We start from the raw sequence: 25,461 nt of genomic DNA on the forward strand, positions 1-25,461 counted from the left end.
CAATATGGGGTTTAAACAGGTACTTAAGACCTGAATACATAGGGTTTTAAGAGCAAACCCGGGGAACTGAAACATCTAAGTACCCGGAGGAAAGGAAATCAATTGATACTCCCCTAGTAGCGGCGAGCGAACGGGGACCAGCCGAGCCAGATAAGTGACTAGAACACGTTGGGAAGCGTGGCCATAGCGGGTGACAGCCCCGTATAGGAAGCTTTGATGGACGTATTAAGTAGGGCGGAACACGTGAAATTCTGTCTGAAGATCGGAGGACCACCTTCGAAGGCTAAGTACTCCTTGCTGACCGATAGCGAACCAGTACCGTGAGGGAAAGGTGAAAAGCACCCCGACGAGGGGAGTGAAACAGTACCTGAAACCGAACGCCTACAATCAGTCGGAGGATCCTCGAGATCTGACGGCGTACCTTTTGTATAATGGGTCATCGACTTGGTCTTACGAGCAAGCTTAAGCCGTTAGGTGTAGGCGTAGCGAAAGCGAGTCTTAATAGGGCGCATGAGTTCGTGGGATCAGACCCGAAACCGAGTGATCTAGGCATGGCCAGGTTGAAGGTAAGGTAACACTTACTGGAGGACCGAACCCACATCCGTTGAAAAGGATCGGGATGAGCTGTGCCTAGGGGTGAAAGGCCAATCAAACTCGGAGATAGCTGGTTCTCTGCGAAATCTATTTAGGTAGAGCGTCATCCGAATACCCCGGGGGGTAGAGCACTGGATGGGTAATGGGGCCCCACAGGCTTACTGATCCTAACCAAACTCCGAATACCCGGGAGTACTAGATGGCAGACACACTGCGGATGCTAACGTCCGTAGTGGAGAGGGAAACAACCCTGACCTACGACTAAGGCCCCCAATTCATGGCTAAGTGGGAAAGCAGGTGGGACGACCAAAACAACCAGGAGGTTGGCTTAGAAGCAGCCATCCTTTAAAGATAGCGTAACAGCTCACTGGTCTAAATAAGTTGTCCTGCGGCGAAGATGTAACGGGGCTCAAGCCATGAGCCGAAGTCTAGGGATGCGTAAGCATCGGTAGCAGAGCGTAGTGTGACATAGAACTCATCCGTATTTGCATCTGTGCTGTGTAAGCAGTTGGATGTAATGACGGATTGAGTTCTTTCGATGAAGCCGGGGCGTGAGCCATCCGGTGGAGAGATCACTAGTGAGAATGATGACATGAGTAGCGACAAAGAGTGTGAGAGACACTCTCGCCGAAAGTCCAAGGGTTCCTGCTTAAAGCTAATCTGAGCAGGGTAAGCCGGCCCCTAAGCCGAGGCCGAAAGGCGTAGGCGATGGGAACTAGGTTAATATTCCTAGGCCAGGAGGATGTGACGGATCACAGGTGTAGTTCAATCTTATCGGATTGATTGGGCTGCTGAGTGGTTCCTGGAAATAGCCCTCCATCAGACCGTACCCTAAACCGACACAGGTGGACTGGTAGAGCATACCAAGGCGCTTGAGAGAACGATGTTGAAGGAACTCGGCAAAATACCTCCGTAAGTTCGCGAGAAGGAGGCCCGGTTCCTAGGCAACTAGGGGCTGGGGGCACAAACCAGGGGGTGGCGACTGTTTATTAAAAACACAGGGCTCTGCGAAGTCGCAAGACGACGTATAGGGTCTGACGCCTGCCCGGTGCCTGAAGGTTAAAAGGAGAGGTGAGAGCCTTGAATTGAAGCCCAGGTAAACGGCGGCCGTAACTATAACGGTCCTAAGGTAGCGAAATTCCTTGTCGGGTAAGTTCCGACCTGCACGAATGGCGTAACGACTTCTCCGCTGTCTCCAACATCGACTCAGCGAAATTGAATTGCCTGTCAAGATGCAGGCTTCCCGCGGTTAGACGGAAAGACCCCGTGCACCTTTACTACAGCTTCGCACTGGCATCAGGATTGTGATGTGCAGGATAGGTGGTAGGCTTTGAAGCGGAAACGCAAGTATCCGTGGAGCCTCCCTTGAGATACCACCCTTCGCACTCTTGATGTCTAACCGCGGTCCGTTATCCGGATCCGGGACCCTGCGTGGCGGGTAGTTTGACTGGGGCGGTCGCCTCCTAAAGCGTAACGGAGGCGCGCGAAGGTTGGCTCAGAGCGGTCGGAAATCGCTCGTTGAGTGCAATGGCAGAAGCCAGCCTGACTGCGAGACTGACAAGTCGAGCAGAGTCGAAAGACGGCCATAGTGATCCGGTGGTCCCGAGTGGAAGGGCCATCGCTCAACGGATAAAAGGTACGCCGGGGATAACAGGCTGATACCGCCCAAGAGTCCATATCGACGGCAGTGTTTGGCACCTCGATGTCGGCTCATCTCATCCTGGGGCTGGAGCAGGTCCCAAGGGTACGGCTGTTCGCCGTTTAAAGAGGTACGTGAGCTGGGTTTAGAACGTCGTGAGACAGTTCGGTCCCTATCTGCCGTGGGTGTAGGAGACTTGAGAGGAGTTGCCCCTAGTACGAGAGGACCGGGGTGAACGATCCACTGGTGGACCAGTTGTCGTGCCAACGGCAGTGCTGGGTAGCTATGATCGGACAGGATAACCGCTGAAGGCATCTAAGCGGGAAGCCCCCCTCAAAACAAGGTCTCCCTGAGGGCCGTGGAAGACCACCACGTCAATAGGCCGGAGATGTAAGCGCAGTAATGCGTTCAGTTGACCGGTACTAATCGCCCGATAGGCTTGATTTGATCCAGTAACAGAAAGACAAATCAAAACCAGAAGCATACACCGACCTTGACTAAGGATAGCCTCGCAGCGCCAAGCCGCGATGTTGATTGAAAACACAACCGAGTGGCAACGCACATACGCTAACTGCCACCTCGTCGCTTTCTTGCACAGCAAGAAAGTCAACATGGGCTTTTCCTCGGTTTGGTGGTCATAGCGCAAGTGAAACACCCGGTCCCATCCCGAACCCGGAAGTTAAGCACTGCCGCGCCAATGGTACTTGGGCTTAAGCCCCGGGAGAGTAGGTCACCGCCAAACCTAGCAAAAGCCCACAGTCTCTCTAACGATGAAACAAATCTGACTCTGACGCGGGATGGAGCAGCCCGGTAGCTCGTCAGGCTCATAACCTGAAGGTCGCAGGTTCAAATCCTGCTCCCGCAACCAGCGTCAGAAAATCCAAACAGCCCGTCCAGACTACAATTGATCCAACAGATCAATTGCTTAACGTCCTCACCTCGTCAGGCTCATAACCTGAAGGTCACAGGTTCAAATCCTCTCCCAAATCCACTTGGGTCGAACAAAGTGTCGAACAAGCCGCCCCAGGGCGGCTTTGTTCGTTCTGGGGTGCTCCCAAAAGTGTTTTGGGAAGTTACATTGTTGCTGTAAACTGAAAGAATGTTTTGCCCATCAAGTGGCAGGAAAATTGTTAATCCAGTGAGGGTGCTACGACCGGGGTTAGCGGACTAGAGTATAGCTTTCAAAAACCCCTTCTTTTTTAGGTTATTTCCCGCCCTCACCAATTGATAGCGGGGTTTGAGAGGCACGATATGCCCGACGAACTCGATAAATGGTTGGAATTACACAGCCTTGGTCACTACGCAGAGGCTTTCAAAAAGCAAGATGTTCGCGTATCTGATCTTCCTATTCTAACGAAGAACGATCTGATTGAGATCGGCCTTCCGATTGGGCCGCGTAGGCGAATGCTAGCCGCTATCTCGCAGATGACGCACCCGGAAACAATGGCAACCAAGGCTCCCGAACTTCGCCATCTTACGTTGATGTTTTCTGATCTTGTTGGTTCTACTCAACTTTCTGAGGAGCTTGATATCGAGTCATATAGAGATCTTCTAAACGACTACCAATCACTTTGTTCACAAGCGATAGATACTCATTATGGCCATTTGGCTCAGTTTCAAGGCGACGGTGTCGTCGCCTACTTTGGTTATCCCAAGGCAGAAGAGGACGACGCGGAGAGAGCTGTACTTGCTGGAATTGAAATCTGCCGGAAATTGGCTAAACCCGAGTTTCAAGGCCGAGAACCGATGCAGGCGCGAATAGGTATCGCAACCGGCAATGTCGTAGTTGAGGCTCGTGGTGGACATGGGCTTGCGTTAAGTGATGTCCCAAACCTAGCCGCGCGTATCCAGGCTGTAGCTGAACCAGGTACAGTTGCAGTAAGCAGCGAGACCAAAGATCTGCTTGGTCGAAATTTCGATTGTAAACCACTTGGGTCCTATGAATTCAAAGGCTTCTCCGAACCAATCGGTATTTGGCGGGTGCATGGTGTAAACGAGGCAGAATTACGCTTTGTGGCTAGGCAGCGTGGCAGTCTCGCGCAGATGGTTGGGCGCAGATCTGAGCTCCTTCAACTCAAAAAGTGTTGGAACGATGTGCGTGTGGAAGGCACCAAAGTGGTCTCGATTTGCGGCGAAGCGGGAATCGGGAAGTCAAGGATTGTTGAGGCATTCAATGAAACGGTTTCAACAAATGACAGGCTAAGACTGAACTTTCAGTGTCTGCCAAATCACTCTGGAAGCGTCTTTTTTCCCGTGACTCAGGCGATCGCCCAAGCCGCAGGAATTGCGAGAAAAGACACAGAGGCTCAAAGCCTTGTTAAGCTGCAACACCTGCTGTCCAAGTGGACCGATGATCAAAAAGCGGCGCTTCCGGTCGTTGCGCATTTCCTCTCGATCTCGCTACCAACATTGCCAGAACAACCCTCTACACCACCGGAACAATTGAAAGAACAGTTTTTGGAAGTCTTCGTGGCGGCCATACAAAGGCTAGCAGATAAAAAACCACTTGTGTTGTTGTTTGAAGATTTGCATTGGGTTGATCCGTCTTCTGAGGAGCTTATTGGCTTTATGATTGAGCATCTCAAAAGCGCCCCGGTCCTGATACTATGCACTTACCGTCCTGATTACGAACCTCTTTGGGCTGGCCATGCAAATGTCACTTCAATCACGTTGGCTCGACTTGGGGATGGCCAATCCAGGCAAATGCTAGGAAGTCTGGCGGGGTCATTCAGCATTTCTTCGGAACTCCAAGCTCGAATCATTGCCAAGACGGGCGGTGTACCTCTTTTTTTGGAAGAAATGGTGCGCATGGTTGAGCATAGGTTGACGACAACGAACTCAGACCAAGCTCAGAACGAAGCTCTCTCTTTGCCATCAACTCTCAAGGATCTTTTGACCGCGCTGATTGATAACTTAGTTGTTCCCCGAGACTTTGTTTCTGTTTGTGCTGCGATAGGTCGGACGATTTTTCCAGAAATGCTTGCTGCAGTTTCCAGCCTTTCGGAACAAGTGGTCAAGGCGCGTCTTGATCAACTGACAAATGCAAAGGTACTTGTTAGACATGCAGAAGGTGAAGGCATTTATTACATCTTCCGACATGCTCTGATTCAGGATGCTGCGTACGAACTTCTATTGCCTAGCCGTGCACGTGCTTTGCATAGAACTATTGCCGACGTTATTGCACAACAGTACCCGGAAATTGCGAGCAAAACACCTGAACAATTAGCTCGACATTACTCGCTGTCTGGAACACCAGATTTGGCACGCCATACATGGAAAGAAGCAGCCGAACGCGCTGCGCAACAATCTGCGACTGCTGAAGTTATATGCAATTTGAATGAAGCGATTTCGGAAAATACCAAGATTGACGACGCTATTGATCGAGATTCGCAGGAGCTTGCTCTACGCCGACGTCTTAACGTTGCATTGAACACTCATGCATTTGGCTCCAAAGAGGTTCGCAGCAATCGTGACCGGCTAAATCAATTGCTCAACGAAACGGACGCCAGTTTGCGCGACAGGTTTCTTGCACTAGTGGTCCAATATGGCTCGTTGTTGATGCTGGGTGATACAACCAGCGCTTTAAAGCTGTGTAAGGATATGGAGCGCATAGCAGAACTGACGGACGATTTGACCCTCAAGGCAATCTGGGCTCATAGCACAGGAATGTCCCATTTCATGTTGGGTGATTTTGACAAGGCGCTAGGTTTTTTTGATGTTGCATTAGAATTAAGAAACAGCATCGTCTCAGATAGTATACTAGAATACTATGCTGCTGATATTCGGTCTGTAGATACGGCGATGCGTGTTTGGGCTGTAGCCGTTCAAACAGGTGAATGTTTGACCCTAGCAAAAACGATGGCGTTAGTCGAAAAAGAACCGCACGAGTTCTCCAAATGCTATGCCTTGGGGGTGATGGCTGCGGCGCATCAATTTGCTGGTAATGTCGAGGCAACCCGCCATCTCAGCGAAATTGGAATGAAAATTAGTGAAGAACGCGAATTTCAATACTGGCGAGCGTGGTGCGAGATCTTGAATGGCTGGGCTAAAGCACGTTCTGGATATCCAGTCGTTGGGGCTGACCAAATAAAAGTTGGAATAGACAACTATCTTGCTACTGGATCGACTCAAATGACACTTTACGCGCGAACGCTGCTAGCCGATGCCTTTTGTGTGGCAGATGATTTCGAATCTGGATTTAGCACACTTGAAGCCATCCGCTCAGACCCGCTCGCGCAATCGATCCGGTACCAGTGTACTTTGATAGATCAAGTTGAAACTAAAATAAAAAACCGGCAACGTCGTTCCATTATAGCGGGTTCGTTGGATCAAAGTCAGCAAGAGAAAGATGGGCATTAGCATCTCGAGTATTAAGTAATAGAAGTTTCCTGAAATACTTCTCGTGCCCGATTCCATATGAGAATCATATCGTTTGTGTTACACATATAGAGTTCTCTGACAGTTGATTTTCTATGATTTAATTAGGAGTGAGAAAGATGCCGATTAGTCAAATTTCGAAATTTCTGGGTGTTTCCGCATTCGTGTTTGGCACTTTTGCCACGGCGGTCTCATCACAGGAAAGTTCGGGCGAAACGATGGTCTCGCGTAACGTATTTGCGATAATTGAAGGATTGGACAAAGAACAAAGCCTCAGCTCGTTTACCATTGAAGTGGACAGGGAACGTCAACCGCTGGATATTGCCGCCCTCGCTCAGGACGTGGTGGACGGTAAATTAGATTACCGTAGCGATGATTTTGCTCAGATCTTAGTGGACGCCAAAGACAATGAACTGATTGGGAGTGATTTGGGTGCATTGGTCGATGCATACCAGGATGGTGGCATGCATGCCGTGGCGGCAGAGCAAGTGATTGCGTTTGTGCAGGGTGGCGCCGATTGCGTTGCGAACGGAGGCGTTCTTGCTTCGGATCGACCGCGTCTGATCCGAAGTGAGATGGACCTTCATTTCAATGTTGGGCCATTGCCAGATGGAAGCAATTTCGGAAGGGGTCAGTTCGATGTCAGCTCAATTAAGGTGTTGTTGTGCGTTGTTGCGAACGCACCGGAAAACAGCTACCCAATTATTGTTGACAGGCGGTGGGTGTTTAACGTCGGTGATGAAGCACTTATCGAGCAAACTGATGTTGAGTTTCCTCCGAATTCTGGAAAGATTTACCCGTTCAACCTCAAAGCCAGTGGTGTTGGTATTGAGCTGGTTTCTTATTACGTATCGGGCGTTCGGCAACCGAGAACAAATATTCTCTATAAGAAGTCTCCCAACTCGTGCATCGACATATTTTTTAACGTTGCACCAGTTGCCGACCAGCCTGTAATGATTTCCAAGCCTGGTGATCTTGTGTTTTGCGCAGGCGGAGCTTGTGGTGGCAAGCCTCCGAAATTAGACGCGACACACTAGAGGCTGATGGAACTCGGAACGCAACTTGGCATCGATGCGCGGGCCTACAAAGTGGTGGGTTATGAACACCGAGACCACCCGAGGCGGCGTGTCTGAAATTCAAAGCGTCGCTGATCTTGGCGCATCTTTGGAAAGCTTTTGCTTTGTTGCGTTCTCCAATTATCAGTCCCGTCGGTAGCGAAAACTCAGTTTGCCTATCACCTAAACTCGTCAGGGCGAAGTGCTGCTACGGCGAATAAGCTGAACCGCCTCAGACCCCTCGCTGCGAGCGAAGCGGCTTTTTGCGTCAGCAATAGCTACGTCTGCAAAAGACTAATATGTCCGATGCGTCGACGTTGGAGTGTCAATCGGCATTGAATAATGACCCCCCATCGGCGTCCAAATTTGACCCCCCTTGGAGCTAAGAGGGGCGTTGAGGGGGTCGTGTTTAGGTTGATTCAGGAGGGGGTGGACAGCAGGTCAAACCGAAAAGAGAGCGTAGCTCGACTGAAGGTTTGACCTGCTGTCTGTTTTGAATTTATTCCCCGATTTCGAGGTTAGTCGCGGTGGTTAATTCGCCAGCTTTCGTTCCCGGTTTCGATGATATCGCAATGGTGTGTCAGTCGATCCAGGAGAGCAGTGGTCATTTTGGCATCTGTGAACACACTCGGCCATTCAGCAAATGCGAGGTTGGTTGTTAGCAGAATAGACGTTCGCTCGTACAGTTTGCTGATGAGATGGAAGAGTAATCGTCCACCAGACTCTGCGAACGGCAGATAACCGAGTTCGTCTATAATCACGAGGTCGACGCGGATCAGCTGCTCGCTGAGCCGCCCGGCGTTGCCTTCGCGATGTTCAGCCTCCAGCTTGTTCGCGAGATCCACAGCGCTGAAGAACCTGACCCGCCGGCGGTTATTGACCGCGTGGCCCCCGATCGCTGTTGCGAGATGCGTTTTGCCCGATCCGGTTCCACCGACCAGCACGCCATTCCTGGCCTGGTCCATAAAATCGCCGTCATGAAGATTGCGCACGACTTCCTCGTTGACGGGGCTGACCGTGAAGTCGAACTCAGGTAAGGACTTGCAGACCGGGAACTTTGCGGCACCCATCTGATACCGGATCGAGCGCGCAGTCTTTTCGGCCAGTTCGGCCGTGAGGAGTTCGGCCACGACCTGTTGGGGCCGCCAGTTGTTTTTGGCTGCGGCCTGCATCACTTCGTCAAAGCAGTTGACGATGCCTGGCAACTTCAGTTGACGGGCAAGTTCGAGAATTTCCTTACGCAGTTGCATGGGAGCCTCCAAGCCTGTCATAGCGAGCGCAATCCGCGATCGGTGCCATTTTCAGCTGCAGGTGGGCAGGCGGCTCAATCGCCTTTGGCGGCGGGGGATTGGTGCGCCGAGAGACAATGTTCAGGATCGCATCGGCCTTGCGCAGGCCAGATTTTAGAGCTTCTTCGCAGGCAGCCTCGACCACATCAATGTCGTGCTGGTAAGCAGCGAAAAGAATATCGGCAAGTTGCCGGTCTCCGTCGGATGTGCCCCGCAGATGGGTCCAGATCTGCGTCATTGCCGGTGGTAGGTCCCAGTCACGGAACGGTGCTCCATTGCGCAGAGCGCCAGGCTTGCGCTTGAGGACGGGCACATAGTGCCAAGGGTTGAAGATCGTTTTTCCTCGGCCGAAGCACCGTTCGTGCTCTCCGACAATCTCACCGTCTTGGCGCAGGACAATCCGCGTGGCGTAGACCTGCAACTGGACCTGACGTCCAACAGCTCTTGCCTCAACGCTGTATTTGTTTCTTTCGAAGTTGATCAGGCAGGTTCGGCTCACGGCGACCGTCTTTTCACGGAACCCGACGAAGGGCTTCTGCAGATGCGTCAGCAGCGGCTTTTCCTGCTGGAACTCCTCCCAGACCGTCACCTCCAGGTTTTCCGGATGCCGCAGTTCTTTTGCGCGTTTGATCGCGTCTTTTTGCAGCCGGGCATTCAATTCATCGAAGTCGGCCACCTCCAGACGCGGTGTAAAACTATAGGCGCGGCTCTCCTTGACCAGATTCTCAACCTGACCCTTCTCCCAACCGGCCGCGCGCGTACAGGCGATCGGGTTCACCAGATGATGAGAACACATCCGGGAGAATGCCTTGTTGAACTTTCTTTCCTTGCCCGACAGGATCGCATCGACGGCGGTCGTCATGTTATCGTAGATCCCGTTGATGCAGCCTCCACCAAAGAATTTGAAGGCCTCGTCGTGGGCATCAAAGACCATCTCCTGCGTCTCGCGCGGATAGGCAATGGAGAATGGCATGCGGCTATGGCAAAGTTTGAAATGGGCAACCTTCACGGTCGTGAGTGCACCGTCCATCAAAACCGTCTCCACACTCCAGTCGAACTGGTACGCCTCCCCAGGATCAAAGATCAGCGGGATGAACGCCTGCGCCTGTTGTCGGCCGTGCGCAATGCGCCAATTCTTTGTGTAGCGTCGAACACTGTCATACCCGCCGCCAAAACCATCATCGGAGAGTTCCTTCCAGATTTTGGTCATCCGCTTGCGGTGTTTCTTCGGAAGCGCCTCGTTCTCCTCAAGCGTTTCATCCAGACGCGCGCGCCAAGGCCCGAGCACCGGGTATGGCTGCGATTTGCGCTCATATTTGAACTCCGTCACTCCCGATCGGATTATCTTTCGAACCGTTGCACGGCTCAAATTGAGCGAACGGCAAATTTCCTTGATGCTCTTTTTTTCGATCAGGTGTAAGCGACGCACTTTTCTAATAGTTTCCACGCAAATCATCCCGCTTGCCTCTCCATCGACTGCTCAATGAAAAGGATGTCTACAACCATAGGGAGGGGTCAAATTTGGACGCCGATTTCCCCGCTTAGGGGGTCAAAATTGCACGCTTTTCTACAGCCAAGGGTTGAAGATCGTTTTTCCTCGGGCGACCTACATTCTTATGAGTGGGCACTTGCCGGTATAGAAGCAGACGAGGAAGCCGCTATCAACGCAATCGGATTGGCGCTGCAAGACAGACAAAAGATGTCGGTCGACAGACAGCCACTTATTCGCGCTTTAGCCGAGGCCGGTGAATCGCAGGTAAGATTCAAGCCTCAGATCATTCAGATATTCTCGGAAGCCTTGGAGTTGGACGCGGACCTAGCCCTGCAGATTGCAATTGCTACGCGGCAATGGGGGAGTACTCAGTTAAACCAGCAGTTTGAGGCTTTGCTTGCCCGGGCTGAAACAGATCCGGCCACTCAGTTTGCCCTCAACCTGGCTTTGGGGACCGGTGTGGCATCTGACTAAGCTGCGTTCGAACGGTGTTTGTGTTGCTTGGGTTTCGAACAACAAGGAAAGCTTGAACAGTTTGGCGAAGGGCCGGAGCAAAGTGCGACAATACAGATCGAACTGGCGGCGATGGACGTTCAAATTAAGACTGAAGCACGCTTTCCAAAAAAATTTCAAAGAAAGCAGAGACCTATGATATAGGTAAATTCTAATATGTTGTTCGCATGGGTGCCCGAAGGTACCTGACTTAATTTTTTGTATAGGGAGGTGAATATGTTTCGGCTATCCGTCTGTTTGGTTTCGCTTGTGTTGGCACCAGCAAGCGTACTGTCTGACGCGGTTCCAAGCGAAGAGGCCGCAGAAGGCTTGTTCCAGGACCAACCGTATTCACCTTACGCCAACCGAAGTTTCCCTGAACGTCCACTTTGGGGGGATACGCATCTTCACACGGGGCTATCGCTGGATGCCGGTGCGTTTGGCAACACATTGCTGCCCGATGAGGCCTGGCGCTTTGCCAAGGGAGAGCAAGTCATCTCGTCCACAGGTCAACCGGTCCGGCTGTCAAGACCGTTAGATTGGATGGTCCTGACGGACCATACTGACCTGATGGGCTTTGCCCCGGACCTTCAGGCCGGTAAGCCGGGCGTTCTGTCTGATCCCAAAGGCTTGGAATGGTACGAAGGCTACAAGGCCGGAGGAGAAGAGGCTGGAAAAACGGCCTTTGATATCATCACCAATTTTTCGCAGATGACTTTGCCCGAGGTACTTTTGGAATCCTACAGCCCGGGCGCGGACGCGTTTGCGTTTACGTGGGAACATATTGTTCTCGCCGCTGAGCGGCACAATGACCCCGGCGAGTTCACGGCCTTCATCGGGTTCGAATGGACCTCGGTCCCGAAGGGGTTCAACCTGCACCGGAACGTCATGCTGCGGGATGGCCCCATCCGGGCGCTTCAGATGGTGCCCCCGGTCACGCAACCGCCCTATGGCGATACGGACCCCAAGTCGCTCTATGCGTGGTTGGAGGAATATCAGGAAAAAACCGGTGGCCGGGCTGTGGCCTTTGCCCACAACGGCAACCTGTCGAATGGTTGGATGTTCCCGACAGAAGATACCTATCACGGCGGCAAGGTCGACGAGGACTACGTCGCAGCCCGTGCGAAATGGGAGCCACACTATGAGGTCACGCAAATCAAGGGTGACGGCGAAGCGCACCCCTTCCTCAGCCCCGATGACGAATTTGCAGATTACGAAAACTGGGACGTAGGCAATCTTGATATCACCGAGTTGAAAACCGATGACATGCTGGCGGGAGAATACGCCCGCGAAGCTCTGAAGCGCGGTTTGATGCTGGAAGAAAAGTTTGGCGTGAACCCCTACAAGTTCGGAATGGGAGGGGCCACAGACAGCCATACCTCTTTGGCTACTGCAGAGGAGGACAACTTCTTCGGCAAGTCCGTCAGTGTCGAGCCTTCGGCTTCAAGGATCAAGCATCCGTTCATTGCCTGTCGCTAACACGCGATATGTCCGGTGTATGTAACATGCGATCTGTCCGGTTCTATTCTGTCTCTGAGAGGAGGCGTTATGAACCGAGCAGAAGTGTTACAGGAAGTTCGACTGATGAAGTTTGAAGATGTGTATTCGCGGCGAAGCGCGAACAAGCTGACGCAAGAACAGGCGGCTGAGATACTGGGTGTATCCGTGCGCACCGTCAGGCGTTGGGAGGATCGATTTGAGGCGGATGGTGCAGAAGGTCTGTACGACCGTCGGCTTGGCAAACTGGCCAACAATCGTGTTGCCACGGATAAGGTCATGGAGATGCTTGAACTGTTTGATACCAAGTACTGGGATTACACGCCGAAGCATTTCCACGAGAAGCTGGTGGCCCACCATGGTTTCACACAGAGCTACAACTGGGTGCGGCTTACACTGCAGCGCCACGGCCGGGTTCAGGCAGCACCCCGACGAGGTGCCCATCGGCGCAAGCGGCCCCGCCGTCCGATGGTTGGCATGATGTTGCATCAGGACGGCTCCAGCCATGAATGGGTTCCGGGTCAGTGGTGGGATCTGATCGTCACCATGGACGATGCCACCAACCGGGTTTATTCGGCATTCTTTGTCGAGGAAGAAGGGACGATGAGCAGTTTTCAGGGGCTGACAGAGGTGATCGAGGCGCAAGGTCTGTTTTGCTCGCTCTATGCCGATCGGGGCTCTCATTACTGGCATACGCCCGAAGCGGGCGGCAAAGTGGACAAGGACAATCTGACCCAGGTCGGGCGCGCCTTGCAGCAACTCGGCATTGAGCTGATCCCGGCCTATTCACCGCAGGCCCGTGGACGGTCTGAACGCATGTTTGGCACGTTCCAGAACCGATTGCCGCAGGAACTGCGGTCCCATGGGATCACAACCATTGAAGAGGCCAATCAGTTCCTGAAAGAGGTCTATCTTCCCGAACACAATGCCCTGTTTGCAAAGGAGCCGGAGGATACGACCTCGGCCTTCGTGCCGTTTACAGGCAATGTGCGCGACACCCTGTGTGTGCAGGAAGACCGCGTCGTCGGCAACGACAATACGGTGCGCTACAAGGGCCTGGTCATGCAGATCGCGGCAGACAGGCACCGTCATCATTTCGTCAAGGCGAAGGTCAGGGTCCACGAATACCCCGATGGTCAACTGGTCATCTTCCACGGCCCGAGATGCATTGGCCGCTACCAGCCTGACGGATCACCCATCACACAGGAGGATAGCAAACACAAAGTCGCGTGACCCGCTTCGACGTGGCGCGAACGCGGTGGCCCAAATCTACGGTCGCCTACGGCTCCCTCCGAATTGGGCCACCGCGCAATCAACTGAAGCGGACAATTGGCATGTTACCTACACCGGACAATTCAGAATGTTCTCGACATGCCCTTGTAGGCACTAGCCTCATCGGTATAGAGTGTTGCTCCTTCGACGGCATGCTCGTTCACAAACCCCTGCAAGGTCTCTTTGTCTGTGCTCTCTACCACTTTGGCAACAACCTGACCCGTTTCGCGATCCCTGATACCAGCAACAGCAGCCTTGCCAACAGCGCCACGTCCAGCCTTGAGTTTCTTCTTCGCGTGTTTGTTGCCTTCCTTGCCGCCTATGTAGGTTTCATCTGCTTCGACTGGGCCATTAAACCAAGGCATGTTTGCCTCCATTGCAGCCCGAAGACGATGCAGCATGAACCACGCGGACTTCTGCGTAACACCAAGCTCACGGTGCAACTTCATCGAAGATACGCCCTTAAGGTTAGTTGTGAACAAGTAAATACCAATGGCCCATGTGCGATATGGTAGCCGGGTATTCTCAAGGATCGTGCCGACCCGAACCGTAAACATGGGTTTTTTGGAGCACTCACGACACCTGTGCGTCATGCTTGGATGCCTGATGCCTGACTGCACGTTGAAAGAACCGCAATGCGGGCAAAACGGACCATCTGGCCAATGTAGTTCCTCAATCCACTTACGCGACTTTTCTTCATTACCGAACATTGCAGCAACCTGTAGGAAGGTCAGGCCCTTGCGGTTTGATTTTCCCGGTGCTTTTGTCATTTTTACACTCCTGAATGTTATTAAAATGTAACAAATGCGTCGGAGTCCGTCAATCATAAATGTTACTTAAGTATATAATTCCCTTTTCGCACACCTGCTTCAGAAACTCGGTGTACCGAGTTTCCGAGTCCGGCAGAGTGCTCAGATCAACGATCTCCATCTTTCGCCTACGACCTGCGGCTTATCTTGAAGTCCGGTGGTGTGGCCGGACTTGCAATTTACCTAGAGTGGAACCCAACTTACCTCACGGCAATCAGGACATCACATAATTCAAAACATGACAAGTCAATGCAGGAAATGTTGTCGCTAACACGCGATATGTCCGGTGTATGTAACATGCGATCTGTCCGGTTCTATTCTGTCTCTGAGAGGAGGCGTTATGAACCGAGCAGAAGTGTTACAGGAAGTTCGACTGATGAAGTTTGAAGATGTGTATTCGCGGCGAAGCGCGAACAAGCTGACGCAAGAACAGGCGGCTGAGATACTGGGTGTATCCGTGCGCACCGTCAGGCGTTGGGAGGATCGATTTGAGGCGGATGGTGCAGAAGGTCTGTACGACCGTCGGCTTGGCAAACTGGCCAACAATCGTGTTGCCACGGATAAAGTCATGGAGATGCTTGAACTGTTTGATACCAAGTACTGGGATTACACGCCGAAGCATTTCCACGAGAAGCTGGTGGCCCACCATGGTTTCACACAGAGCTACAACTGGGTGCGGCTTACACTGCAGCGCCACGGCCGGGTTCAGGCAGCACCCCGACGAGGTGCCCATCGGCGCAAGCGGCCCCGCCGTCCGATGGTTGGCATGATGTTGCATCAGGACGGCTCCAGCCATGAATGGGTTCCGGGTCAGTGGTGGGATCTGATCGTCACCATGGACGATGCCACCAACCGGGTTTATTCGGCATTCTTTGTCGAGGAAGAAGGGACGATGAGCAGTTTTCAGGGGCTGACAGAGGTGATCGAGGCGCAAGGTCTGTTTTGCTCGCTCTATGCCGATCGGGGCTCTCATTACTGGCATACGCCCGAAGCGGGCGGCAAAGTGGACAAGGACAATCTGACCCAGGTCGGGCGCGCCTTGCAGCAACTCGGCATTGAGCTGATCCCGGCCTATTCACCGCAGGCCCGTGGACGGTCTGAACGCATGTTTGGCACGTTCCAGAACCGATTGCCGCAGGAACTGCGGTCCCATGGGATCACAACCATTGAAGAGGCCAATCAGTTCCTGAAAGAGGTCTATCTTCCCGAACACAATGCCCTGTTTGCAAAGGAGCCGGAGGATACGACCTCGGCCTTCGTGCCGTTTACAGGCAATGTGCGCGACACCCTGTGTGTGCAGGAAGACCGCGTCGTCGGCAACGACAATACGGTGCGCTACAAGGGCCTGGTCATGCAGATCGCGGCAGACAGGCACCGTCATCATTTCGTCAAGGCGAAGGTCAGGGTCCACGAATACCCCGATGGTCAACTGGTCATCTTCCACGGCCCGAGATGCATTGGCCGCTACCAGCCTGACGGATCACCCATCACACAGGAGGATAGCAAACACAAAGTCGCGTGACCCGCTTCGACGTGGCGCGAACGCGGTGGCCCAAATCTACGGTCGCCTACGGCTCCCTCCGAATTGGGCCACCGCGCAATCAACTGAAGCGGACAATTGGCATGTTACCTACACCGGACAATTCAGAATGTTCTCGACAGCATCCGTTCATTGCCAATGATCTTGGCGAAATCCCCGGCGATCTGCTTGTGGCGTCTGGATACACAGCCGTCTGGGCGACCGAAAACACGCGCGCTGCGATTTTTGACGCGTTCAAGCGCCGCGAGACATATGCCACAACCGGCCCCCGGATTGGTCTACGGTTCTTTGGCGGATGGGATTTCAGTGACGCCGATGTGGAGACCCGCTTCCTCGCGGATGTTGGCTATACCAAAGGTGTCCCAATGGGGTCGGACCTGCGTCCGCGCGAAGGGGATGGGGCTCCTTCCTTCCTGATCGCAGCGCTGCGTGACCCGGTTGGTGCCAATCTGGATCGCGTGCAGGTGGTCAAAGGTTGGTTGGATGCCGACGGCGCCATGCAGGAAAAAGTCTATGATGCAGCGTGGTCGGACGATCGCGTAGCGGACGGGAATGGTAAGATCCCTGCGGTTGGAAATACGGTCGACGTTGATACCGCCAGCTGGACCAATACAATCGGCACGGCGGAACTGGTCACCGTTTGGTCCGATCCAGATTTCGACCCGAATGAGCGTGCCTTCTACTACGTCCGGGCGATAGAAATCCCCACCCCGCGCTGGATCCTGTATGACAAACTGCGGTTCGGGGCCGAATTGCCCGAAGACGCGATCCTAACACATCAGGAGCGCGCCTATTCCTCGCCGATTTGGTACACGCCGTCCGAGTGAACTATCTTGACAACACTGCCGACCGCCGGAGTCTGGAATATCACTCCGGCGGTTCTCTTGTGCCTCACCGCAGGTCGGGCCTAGATTTGTGTGCAAACCGCTTCCAAAATCGACAGTCAGAACCTGAGTGCATTTCCTGCAGGAGCCTTCATGCGTTTGCTAAAAGAACCGCTGTTCCATTTCTTCCTGATCGGAGCGGCCATATTCATCTGGTTCCACATCATATCTCCGGAATCCGAAGCCGCCGTAGACCTTGAGCGGATAGAAATCACAGAGCAGGACGTCACGCTGCTATCTGACCAGTTCGAAGCCCGCTGGAAACGCCCACCCAACACAGCCGAGCTGCAAGCCTTGGTCGACGCCTCAATCCGGGAAGAGGTTCTGGTGCGAGAGGCGAAGAAGCTTGGTCTTGATCGTGGTGACACAGTCATCCGATCCCGACTCAGTCAAAAGATGGGCTTTCTGACCGAAGCCATTGCCGCATCGGTTGTTCCGGAAGACGAAGTGTTGGAGGCGTTTCGTCAGCAAAATCTGGATCAATACGCGACACCTCACAAGATTGCTTTCACTCAAGTCTTTCTGGGCGAAAACCCCGCTGATGGCGAAGTAGAACAGGCCCTGGACGCGTTGCGTGCGCAGCAAGAACCGGCTGATCTCAGCAGATCGACCCTTTTGCCCGCCTCGATGCCGCTGTCAGCTACACGGGTTGTCGACTCGGTTTACGGAAATGGGTTCTCGGATGGTTTGACCCACTTTGCGAAAGGGGAATGGGCCGGTCCGGTTCTGTCCGGCTACGGTGTTCATCTGGTCAAGGTCCTTGAGATTGAACCCAGCCAGAACCCGCCATTGGAAGAGATTCGCGAGGTTGTTTTGCGCGACTGGCTGCGCGCGACAAGCGAGGATTTGGCGCAGGCGCAATATGAAACACTGGCCCAAGGCTATGAAATCATCGTTCCGAATGTTGCGGAGCTGTCTGAATGAAGGCTGCACTTTGTTTTTCCTGACTTCCGACATTTTTTCGTATAAGTCATTGATATTATTATGCCTTGGTTGCCAAAAGGCACTACACGGACTTTTTTCGCCAGCGATTGTTTCGGAGTGTTGAGGGAGCTCAGGCTTTGGTCTGGCCAGTTTTTCGGGTGCGCCCGGGGGGTATCTTGAAAGGGGCTTCGTTCCAGGTCAGGCCGACGCAGGTGAGGATGCGTCTGGCATCGACCGTGGCATGGCTTGGCATGCCGTAGCGGTCAGGGGTGCCTTTGTGGCGCAGGATCGAGAGCTGCAATGCGTTCAACTCGTTGCGGATACGAGCCGGGCTCATCGGGTGTCCGAGCAGGTCCAGATGCTTGCGCAGGTGCTGCAGGCAGCAGAAGGCCATGTAGCAGATGGCGATATGGGCCCGGACCCGACGCGGCGACCAGTGATAGATGGGCCGGATTTTCAGATCGTGCTTGTTGGTGCGGAAGCAGGCTTCGATCTCCCACAACTGGTGATAGCGGGCAATGACGTCCTGTGCCTCCAGTTCGTCCGCACCATGAACAACAATGGCATGCAGCCCGTCCCATTGTGCCGCTGCCTTGATCTTTGCATCATCCAGCGTGACGTCCCCGCTGTCGGGGAAGGCCAGGAAGCGGCCATATCCCCGGCTGCTGAAGCTGCCGGGTTTGCGAGAGCGCTTGAGCTTCTTGTGCAGCTTTTCGATTGCCTTGTCGCGCTTGTGGGCATCATTGCGTGCCCGGGTGGGTGACCAGGTCACAATGACCCGCGCTCCCTCCTGGTCGATCACCTTGTACCAGCCCTTCTCGGTTGCCTCTTCAGAACCGTGTCCAGCCCAAGGCTGGCGTCCCTCCGGGCTCAAAATGTTCGCCTTCACGGCGGCCGGGGCGGACTTCATGCGATAGCCGAGGATGTAGGGCAGACCCTTGTTCTGCAACATCTGCTGGTTGTCCTTGCTGAGCATGGCGGCATCGGCCACGAACGTGACCCTGGCCACGTCGAAGCGTCCCTCCAACGCCTTCAGCGCAGCTTCCAGCGTATGACCTTCCCAGGTGTTTCCCGGGAAGAGTTCATAGCCCACAGGCAGCCCATCGGAGGTGACGATCAGCGCCAGCATGACCTGAGCGCGGTGATGCTTGCCATCCTTGCTGAAGCCCTTGGCCAGAAGATGATCCTGCTCGACCCCGTCCGCATCCTCGGCCGGGTCCTCGCGCTCGGTGTCAAAGGCCAGGGTCGTGCAATCGTAGAACAGCACGGTCACTGGCCCGCCCAGCAACTTCTCTGCCGCCGCGTGAGAGGTTTTGCAAATCCCGTCTATCACCGGCGTATTGATGTAATCCATGCTCCGATAGACCACGTCCAGATTGAGCGTGATGCCTGCCTGGTTCTCCAACGCCTCCACGGTCGCGCGCTTGCTCTCGGGCTGTGCGATCCGCGCCATAACCAGCTCTTTCACAATGCGATTGGCACTTTTACGCGCCGCCCCCAGAAGGGCCCCCCAACCCAGTTGGTCATACATCGTCCCCATGACATCCCGCAGACCCAGAGAGACCCGCGCCTCCTCACGGCACTCGGCAAGATCAACGCCAAGCTTGTCCGGCCGCGGAGCGCGGCGCACCAGCGCCTGCAGATCGGCATATTCCGTGGGCGTGAACAGTTCCATTTGCGGCGAGCGATCAATGCGTAATTGCTCCATCAAGCGGCCCGCCAGACGCTTGATATCCTCAATCTCGCTGTCGTTATGGGCCACACCCACATGGCGCAGGATCTTCTGGCGTACCTTGGAGCCGGTGCGGACGGATTCAACGATCTGGATCCGTGTGCGGTTGAGCTTTGCGTCATGTTTGGTGCGGATGAACATGGGCGAAGAGGTTAGCCATCTGAAGGCCCATGTCAATACTTTTTATAATAATGGGGCACTACAACGCGCCTCTGAGCAACCACACCTGAAAACAAACCAAAAACCCAGTCAGATCAACAAAAAGGTCGGAAGTCAGGAGGCGCAATATGAAACACTGGCCCAAGGCTATGAAATCATCGTTCCGAATGTTGCGGAGCTGTCTGAATGAAGGCTGCACTTTGTTTTTTGGTCTTGCTGCTGTTTTCATTCACGGCAGACAGGGCAACCGCGCATGCGCTTGATCCCGGATATCTGGAAATACGCCAAATCGCATCAGAGAGTTGGAGCGTTCATTGGCGCAAACCGGATGTGAATGGCCGGCCAATGGCGATTGACGCCGTTTTGCCCGACGTCTGCGCCCCGGCCCGTGGACCAGACCCGGTGGCCGGGAACAGGGCATGGGTCTCGTCGTGGATTGCAGAATGCAGCGCGGACATTGCCGGTCAGCCCATCGCGATTGAGGGCTTGGAGACCCAAAACAACGATGTTCTGGTGCGCCTGCATCCGTTGCAGTCAGAACCGCTGACCCTTCGTTTCACGCCGGATGCTGCCGTCCAGACCATACCGGTGGCACAGTCAACATGGTCCGTACTGGCCGCGTATTCCGTCTTGGGGTTCGAGCATATCCTGGAAGGCTGGGACCATCTTCTGTTCGTCCTTGCGCTGTTCATTCTGGTCCGTGATCGCTGGCGGCTGTTCGGGGCCGTCACCGCGTTTACCCTGGCGCACTCGATCACTTTGGCGCTTGCAACCTTTGGCGTTCTGAACGTTCCTGGGCCACCGGTCGAAGCCGTCATTGCGCTCTCGATCGTTTTTCTGGCGATGGAGATTGCAAAGGATGGCGAAGGCAGATTCCGACTGTCAAAGGAGAAACCATGGATCGTCTGCTTCGGCTTCGGGCTTTTGCACGGGCTGGGCTTTGCCGGGGCTCTGGCAGATATTGGTCTGCCTGCCAACGACATTCCTGCGGCCCTGCTGGCGTTCAACCTTGGCGTTGAAGCCGGGCAGCTGTGTTTCATTGGGGCTTTGGCCCTTGTGGTTGCAGTATGGCGGCAGGTTGCGTTGCCACTGGGCCAAAAGGCCACGATCGTTGCTGCCTATGGCATTGGTTCCGTGTCGATGTATTGGTTGATTGAGCGCACGGCCGGATTTTGACGCCAGGCCCTGCCTTCGGATAATGAACGCGTCTCTGCTTTTGATGACAGCTTCGCGACCTACGTCCAAAACGTGTTTCGTCAAAAAGAAAAAACAACCGGTAAAATGACGGAATCATCCGTTAAATCGTCAATTTAGTCCCTGCGAAATGACGATGTTCTCCGCCACTCTGGATTGAAAACCAGACTGAGGAGGCGCGTTATGGGCTGGAATATTTGCATCGTAGGGGCTGGAAAGATCGGGCAGATGATTGCCACGCTGTTGAAAGGGTCGCCAAACTACAGCGTCACGGTTGCGGATCATGATCTCAAGGCCTTGGGCGATATTGCTAAATTGGGCGTGGCGACCAAGCAGATTGATGCCTCGGATATTGAAGGCCTGGCGCAAGGGTTGAAGACGTTTGACGCGGTGATCTCGGCGGCTCCGTTCTTTTTGACACCGAATATCGCGAAAGCTGCTCAGCGGGCCGGGGCGCATTATTTTGACCTGACCGAAGATGTGGCCGCAACCAATGCCGTGCGTGATTTGGCAGAAGACAGCAAGACCGCATTCATGCCCCAATGCGGGTTGGCACCCGGCTTTGTCGGCATCGCGGGGGCGTCCTTGGCGGCCGAGTTTGATGAGATTGACAGCCTGCATATGCGGGTCGGGGCCTTGCCTCTCTTTCCGACCAACGCGTTGAAATACAACCTGACCTGGTCGACCGATGGACTGATCAACGAATACTGCAACCCGTGCGATGCCATCGTGAACAGCAAACGGGTGAAGACCGCTCCGTTGGAGGACTATGAGGTTCTGGGCCATGACGGGGTGGAGTATGAGTGCTTCAACACCTCAGGCGGCCTTGGCACCCTGCCCGAAACCCTTGAGGGCAAGGCGCGGGCGGTGTCCTACCGCTCGATCCGATATCCGGGTCATTGCGACATCCTGAAACTGCTTTTGAACGATCTGGGGCTGGGGCAGCGCCGTGATCTTCTGAAAGAGATTTTTGAGGCCGCCCTTCCGCGCACTGATCAGGATGTTGTACTTGTCTATTGCACTGCCAAGGGCAAGATCGATGGTGCCCTGCGCGAAAAATCCCTGATCAACAAAAGCTTCGCACGTAAGATCAATGGACAGGTCTGGAGCGCCATTCAGGTCACCACAGCCGCAGGCGTTCTGGGTGTGGTTGATCTGATGCGTACGGGCGTTCTGCCCTCGACCGGCTTTGTCCGGCAGGAGCAGGTGAAGCTGTCCGATTTCCTCAATACCGAATTTGGCCGGCTCTACCGGGCGGGCGACGTAACCCCACAGAACAAGGCGGCGTAAAAGATGAAAGACGTTGTGATGACTGCAGAAACCACTCTGGCAAACCTCGACCTGACCGCGGCGGAGCTGACAGGTGGTACGTTGGCGGTACGGTCTCCGATCGACGGGCGCACCCTGGCCGACGTGCATGAAACACCGGCCTCTGACATGGAGGCTATCCTGGCCAACGCCAAAACCGCCTTCAAAGCGTGGCGCACCGTGCCCGCCCCACGGCGGGGGGAACTGATCCGCCTGCTGGGTGAGGAATTGCGCGCCGCCAAGGATGATCTGGGCGCCTTGGTCAGCTGGGAGGCGGGCAAGATCACCTCGGAAGGGCTGGGCGAAGTGCAAGAGATGATCGATATCTGCGACTTTGCCGTTGGCCTGTCGCGGCAGCTTTACGGTCTGACTATTGCCTCGGAGCGTCCCGGCCACCGGATGATGGAGACGTGGCATCCGGCAGGTCCGGTTGGCGTGATCTCGGCCTTCAATTTCCCGGTTGCGGTCTGGTCGTGGAACGCGGCGCTGGCGCTTGTTTGCGGCGATCCGGTGATCTGGAAACCGTCTGAAAAGACACCGCTGACCGCGATGGCTTGCCAGAAGATCTTTGAACGTGCCTTGACCCGTTTCGGGGATGCGCCAGACAATCTGCTGCAAACGCTGATTGGCGGCGCTACTCTGGGTGAGGCCCTGGTGGCCAGCGAAGACGTACCAGTCATCTCAGCCACCGGCTCGACGCGCATGGGCCGTGCGGTTGCACCGATTGTGGCGGCGCGGTTCGGCAAGTGCATTCTGGAGCTTGGCGGCAACAACGCGATGATTGTCGGCCCGTCGGCCGATCTGGAAATGGCGGTGCGGGCGATTGTCTTCTCGGCCGTTGGAACGGCGGGTCAGCGCTGCACGACACTGCGTCGCCTGATCGTCCACAACTCGATCAAGGATGAGCTGGTCGCGCGTCTGAAGAAAGCCTATGCCGGATTGCCCATTGGTGATCCGATGGCCGAGGGCACTTTGATCGGCCCACTGGTCGACGAGGCGTCGGGCGCGGCGATGACAGCGGCGCTGAAGGCGGCTGAAGCCGAAGGTGGCGTGGTCTTTGGTGGAAAGCGCGTCACCGACGGCGTTCCGGGTGGCGTTTATATGGAGCCCGCCATTGTTGAGATGCCCGGCCAGACAGCAACGGTTAAAGCGGAAACCTTCGCGCCGATCCTCTATGTTATGGGCTATGACGATTTCGACGATGCCATCGAGCTTCAGAACGGTGTGCCGCAGGGCCTGTCTTCGTGCGTCTTCACCCTGAACATGCGTGAGGCCGAGCAGTTCCTGACAGCCGCCGGATCGGATTGCGGTATCGCCAACGTCAATATCGGCCCGTCCGGCGCCGAGATCGGTGGCGCTTTCGGTGGTGAAAAAGAAACCGGCGGCGGGCGCGAAAGCGGCTCGGACGCTTGGAAAACCTATATGCGCCGTCAGACCAACACGGTGAACTATTCGGCAGAGCTGCCGCTGGCGCAGGGTGTAAAGTTCGACATCTGAACGCTCGTCCGGCGGCGGGGTCACGCCGCCGGGCCATCAATCTGAAAACAGATAGTCCAGCTGCATGATGGATTGGGCTGTCTCGGTTTTCACCCCAAGGAACTTGGTGATTGCGGCCTCATTCTCGGCCCGATCCGATGTCTCGCGCAGGCGCAGATAGCCATCAATCCCGGCTTTACGGATTTCCTCGGACTCGTGTGCCAGATCATTGCGCAGGGTTGGCAACAGGCGCGCGACGGTTTCGGTCGGGCTATTTTCACCCGCCAGGCCGACACGGCGCGCATGGCCGATCAGGTAGTCGTCGGAATACTGACACTCGATCTCCAACACATGGGTCTTGGCGGCGTCACCGCAGAAATCCTGAATGGCGTCCAGATTGGCCGGATCAAGGCACAGCGCCAGTTGGTTCGATCCGAAATGATCAAATAGCATGCGCACAACAGCCCGCCTGTGGCGTGAGCGTTTGGTCAGGGTCGTCTCGATCCCGCCCAGATCCGGCAGCGGAGTGTCCTGCTCGTTGAACAGATATTCGACGCAAGGAATGCCGGTGACCGAAGCGATCTGATCCACCAGCCGCTTTGCCACATGCCACTTCTTGCAGACGATCAGAAACAGCTCTCGTTCCGGGCCCAGCGTATTCCCGGCCTCCCAGAACCGTTGACCGAACCGGCGGCCTACACGTCCGCGCCCCGCAAGGAAGGCATAGAGGTTGCGCCCCTCATCCGAGATCGGGAAATCGACACCAGTGCTGGCGTAGAGGGTTCCGAGACGCTCTTTCAGCTCTTGCGCTTCGGGGCTGATCTTGCGGGCAAACAGGTAATTCTGCCCCAGCAACATGTCGAAGTGATCATTGTAGAAGGTCACCGGCATGCCGTAGTCCGAGAACATAAGGAAGGTTAGCGTGCGGTTTTCGATTTCGTCTTTTGGGATCAGGTGCCGGACGAGCGTCTGAAAGAAAGTCTCGTCCGGGATCCAGGTAGAGGAGAAGAACCGGACCACATCGCGCCGCTGTTTCAGGAAATCCAGAATCATCTCGACCGTGCGGCGGCGCAGGCACCACCACTGGCTGCCGATCATCACCTGGATATCGTCGGGGATGTCGCGTGTGACGTTGAAGCGCTTCTGCAACTCATAAGCGGTATAGAATCGCTTGGGCTGCGTGCGTTCGTTGAAGTAATGGCGGTAAATCAGCCGGTCTTCTTTCATGCCGGTCTTGATCCAGTTGCTGGTAAAAAAGTCGTGGCTTTCGATGAAATCCGTGTCGTGTTCGTCCAGAAAGTTATGGGCGTATTCTGCTGTTTTGATGGCCATGCAATCGCCCGACAACATGTAGAAATGTGTGGCACGGGGAAAGGCGCTTTCGGCCGCTTGCAGGGCGTGCAGAGTGGCCTGCACCAAAGACCACTCGCCCCAGCCGCATTTGATGCGTTTGGCGGAGAAGGTGACGTTCGGGTTGTCCTTCAGTGCTGCACGAATGCGGTCATAGTCCGATGCCTTGGCCCGCGCATCGAAATGGATTGCCATATAGTCGCCAGCGGCGGTCAATTGCTCAGCCTGCGCGATGATCGCGTCGGGGTCCTTGTGACACAGCAATATGTAGGCAATCTTCGCCATGTGGGTCCGCTATTTCCGTTTCTGCCCGTTTGCACTCGTGATACTGAGGATGAGCGATTGAATAAACCGAATAGTTTTGGTTCTTTGCTTGTA

At 54.7% G+C, this 25,461-nt stretch carries 17 protein-coding genes, 1 tRNA gene and 2 rRNA genes (1 of these 20 running past the window's edge); 15 read left to right on the plus strand and 5 right to left on the minus strand.

What is annotated here, in order from left to right; translation table 11 throughout:
• The 5 genes from ACOERD_RS23265 to ACOERD_RS23285 form a co-directional block, all read left to right on the plus strand.
• Nucleotides 1-2,680, plus strand: a 23S ribosomal RNA gene (locus ACOERD_RS23265) (it extends 184 nt beyond the left edge of the window).
• 180 nt (nucleotides 2,681-2,860) lie between these two features.
• Nucleotides 2,861-2,975, plus strand: a 5S ribosomal RNA gene (gene rrf / locus ACOERD_RS23270).
• A gap of 49 nt (nucleotides 2,976-3,024) precedes the next feature.
• Nucleotides 3,025-3,101, plus strand: a tRNA-Met gene (locus ACOERD_RS23275).
• A 383-nt stretch (nucleotides 3,102-3,484) separates the two neighbouring features.
• Complete coding sequence (locus ACOERD_RS23280; protein ID WP_419740638.1) at nucleotides 3,485-6,592, plus strand: AAA family ATPase; 3,108 nt, start codon at nucleotides 3,485-3,487, stop codon at nucleotides 6,590-6,592.
• Nucleotides 6,593-6,729: 137 nt separating this feature from the next.
• The gene (locus tag ACOERD_RS23285) at nucleotides 6,730-7,647 is read left to right on the plus strand and encodes a hypothetical protein (protein ID WP_419740639.1); all 918 of its coding nucleotides are present in this window, start codon (nucleotides 6,730-6,732) and stop codon (nucleotides 7,645-7,647) included.
• 536 nt (nucleotides 7,648-8,183) lie between these two features.
• On the opposite strand, the gene istB is transcribed toward ACOERD_RS23285, so the two are convergent.
• A complete protein-coding gene (gene istB / locus ACOERD_RS23290) occupies nucleotides 8,184-8,915 on the minus strand; it encodes an IS21-like element helper ATPase IstB (RefSeq protein WP_419737606.1) in 732 nt (243 codons plus the stop codon).
• Nucleotides 8,902-10,410: an IS21 family transposase gene (istA, locus tag ACOERD_RS23295; RefSeq protein WP_419737605.1), complete on the minus strand. Its 1,509-nt coding sequence runs from the start codon at nucleotides 10,408-10,410 to the stop codon at nucleotides 8,902-8,904. The genes istB and istA overlap by 14 nt, the downstream gene beginning before the upstream one ends.
• Nucleotides 10,411-10,509: 99 nt before the next feature.
• Here istA and ACOERD_RS23300 point away from each other — a divergent pair, with 99 nt between their 5' ends.
• The 3 genes from ACOERD_RS23300 to ACOERD_RS23310 all read left to right on the plus strand — a co-directional run bounded on the left by ACOERD_RS23300 (nucleotide 10,510) and on the right by ACOERD_RS23310 (nucleotide 13,668).
• Entirely contained in the window at nucleotides 10,510-10,920 is a 411-nt protein-coding gene (locus tag ACOERD_RS23300; RefSeq protein ID WP_419740640.1) for a hypothetical protein, read from the plus strand.
• 255 nt (nucleotides 10,921-11,175) lie between these two features.
• Entirely contained in the window at nucleotides 11,176-12,417 is a 1,242-nt protein-coding gene (locus ACOERD_RS23305) for a DUF3604 domain-containing protein (protein WP_419740641.1), read from the plus strand.
• Between the two features lie 69 nt (nucleotides 12,418-12,486).
• Nucleotides 12,487-13,668: an ISNCY family transposase gene (locus tag ACOERD_RS23310; protein ID WP_419737631.1), complete on the plus strand. Its 1,182-nt coding sequence runs from the start codon at nucleotides 12,487-12,489 to the stop codon at nucleotides 13,666-13,668.
• Between the two features lie 122 nt (nucleotides 13,669-13,790).
• Here ACOERD_RS23310 and ACOERD_RS23315 read toward each other — a convergent pair whose 3' ends face one another.
• On the minus strand, nucleotides 13,791-14,477 hold the full coding sequence (locus ACOERD_RS23315; protein ID WP_419739902.1) for an IS1595 family transposase: 687 nt from the start codon (nucleotides 14,475-14,477) through the stop codon (nucleotides 13,791-13,793).
• A gap of 379 nt (nucleotides 14,478-14,856) precedes the next feature.
• Between ACOERD_RS23315 and ACOERD_RS23320 the strand changes: the two genes are divergently transcribed.
• From ACOERD_RS23320 to ACOERD_RS23330, 3 genes are all read left to right on the plus strand, one after another.
• Nucleotides 14,857-16,038, plus strand: coding sequence for an ISNCY family transposase (locus tag ACOERD_RS23320; protein ID WP_419737631.1), 1,182 nt, complete (start codon nucleotides 14,857-14,859; stop codon nucleotides 16,036-16,038).
• Between the two features lie 101 nt (nucleotides 16,039-16,139).
• Nucleotides 16,140-16,883, plus strand: a complete 744-nt coding sequence (locus tag ACOERD_RS23325; RefSeq protein ID WP_419740642.1) for a DUF3604 domain-containing protein — start codon at nucleotides 16,140-16,142, stop codon at nucleotides 16,881-16,883.
• Between the two features lie 150 nt (nucleotides 16,884-17,033).
• Nucleotides 17,034-17,864 carry a peptidyl-prolyl cis-trans isomerase gene (locus ACOERD_RS23330; RefSeq protein WP_419740643.1) on the plus strand — a complete coding sequence of 277 codons (831 nt, stop codon included), beginning with the start codon at nucleotides 17,034-17,036 and terminating at the stop codon, nucleotides 17,862-17,864.
• Nucleotides 17,865-17,994: 130 nt separating this feature from the next.
• Here ACOERD_RS23330 and ACOERD_RS23335 read toward each other — a convergent pair whose 3' ends face one another.
• Nucleotides 17,995-19,737 carry an IS1634 family transposase gene (locus tag ACOERD_RS23335; protein ID WP_419737624.1) on the minus strand — a complete coding sequence of 581 codons (1,743 nt, stop codon included), beginning with the start codon at nucleotides 19,735-19,737 and terminating at the stop codon, nucleotides 17,995-17,997.
• Between ACOERD_RS23335 and ACOERD_RS23340 the strand changes: the two genes are divergently transcribed.
• From ACOERD_RS23340 to ACOERD_RS23355, 4 genes are all read left to right on the plus strand, one after another.
• Nucleotides 19,730-19,945, plus strand: coding sequence for a hypothetical protein (locus tag ACOERD_RS23340; protein WP_419740644.1), 216 nt, complete (start codon nucleotides 19,730-19,732; stop codon nucleotides 19,943-19,945). The two genes, ACOERD_RS23335 and ACOERD_RS23340, sit on opposite strands and share 8 nt — an antisense overlap.
• A 296-nt stretch (nucleotides 19,946-20,241) precedes the next feature.
• The gene (locus ACOERD_RS23345) at nucleotides 20,242-20,931 is read left to right on the plus strand and encodes a HupE/UreJ family protein (RefSeq protein ID WP_419740645.1); all 690 of its coding nucleotides are present in this window, start codon (nucleotides 20,242-20,244) and stop codon (nucleotides 20,929-20,931) included.
• A gap of 201 nt (nucleotides 20,932-21,132) precedes the next feature.
• Complete coding sequence (locus tag ACOERD_RS23350; protein WP_419740646.1) at nucleotides 21,133-22,239, plus strand: saccharopine dehydrogenase family protein; 1,107 nt, start codon at nucleotides 21,133-21,135, stop codon at nucleotides 22,237-22,239.
• Between the two features lie 18 nt (nucleotides 22,240-22,257).
• Nucleotides 22,258-23,754, plus strand: a complete 1,497-nt coding sequence (locus ACOERD_RS23355; RefSeq protein ID WP_419740834.1) for an aldehyde dehydrogenase family protein — start codon at nucleotides 22,258-22,260, stop codon at nucleotides 23,752-23,754.
• A gap of 36 nt (nucleotides 23,755-23,790) precedes the next feature.
• On the opposite strand, the gene ACOERD_RS23360 is transcribed toward ACOERD_RS23355, so the two are convergent.
• Nucleotides 23,791-25,368, minus strand: coding sequence for a DUF5928 domain-containing protein (locus ACOERD_RS23360; RefSeq protein WP_419740647.1), 1,578 nt, complete (start codon nucleotides 25,366-25,368; stop codon nucleotides 23,791-23,793).
• Between the last annotated feature and the right edge of the window lie 93 nt (nucleotides 25,369-25,461).

It is taken from the genome of Ruegeria sp. (assembly GCF_965199275.1).
Lineage (GTDB): Bacteria > Pseudomonadota > Alphaproteobacteria > Rhodobacterales > Rhodobacteraceae > Ruegeria.

Coding starts and splice junctions, on each gene's coding strand:
- ACOERD_RS23355 (WP_419740834.1), top strand. CDS start 22,258: ATGACTGCAGAAACCACTCTGGCAAACCTCGACCTGACCGCGGCGGAG.
- ACOERD_RS23330 (WP_419740643.1), top strand. CDS start 17,034: ATGCGTTTGCTAAAAGAACCGCTGTTCCATTTCTTCCTGATCGGAGCG.
- ACOERD_RS23360 (WP_419740647.1), bottom strand. CDS start 25,368: ATGGCGAAGATTGCCTACATATTGCTGTGTCACAAGGACCCCGACGCG.
- istA (WP_419737605.1), bottom strand. CDS start 10,410: ATGATTTGCGTGGAAACTATTAGAAAAGTGCGTCGCTTACACCTGATC.
- ACOERD_RS23350 (WP_419740646.1), top strand. CDS start 21,133: ATGGGCTGGAATATTTGCATCGTAGGGGCTGGAAAGATCGGGCAGATG.
- ACOERD_RS23285 (WP_419740639.1), top strand. CDS start 6,730: ATGCCGATTAGTCAAATTTCGAAATTTCTGGGTGTTTCCGCATTCGTG.
- ACOERD_RS23335 (WP_419737624.1), bottom strand. CDS start 19,737: ATGTTCATCCGCACCAAACATGACGCAAAGCTCAACCGCACACGGATC.
- ACOERD_RS23340 (WP_419740644.1), top strand. CDS start 19,730: ATGAACATGGGCGAAGAGGTTAGCCATCTGAAGGCCCATGTCAATACT.
- ACOERD_RS23280 (WP_419740638.1), top strand. CDS start 3,485: ATGCCCGACGAACTCGATAAATGGTTGGAATTACACAGCCTTGGTCAC.
- ACOERD_RS23315 (WP_419739902.1), bottom strand. CDS start 14,477: ATGACAAAAGCACCGGGAAAATCAAACCGCAAGGGCCTGACCTTCCTA.
- ACOERD_RS23325 (WP_419740642.1), top strand. CDS start 16,140: ATGTTACCTACACCGGACAATTCAGAATGTTCTCGACAGCATCCGTTC.
- ACOERD_RS23320 (WP_419737631.1), top strand. CDS start 14,857: ATGAACCGAGCAGAAGTGTTACAGGAAGTTCGACTGATGAAGTTTGAA.
- ACOERD_RS23305 (WP_419740641.1), top strand. CDS start 11,176: ATGTTTCGGCTATCCGTCTGTTTGGTTTCGCTTGTGTTGGCACCAGCA.
- ACOERD_RS23310 (WP_419737631.1), top strand. CDS start 12,487: ATGAACCGAGCAGAAGTGTTACAGGAAGTTCGACTGATGAAGTTTGAA.
- istB (WP_419737606.1), bottom strand. CDS start 8,915: ATGCAACTGCGTAAGGAAATTCTCGAACTTGCCCGTCAACTGAAGTTG.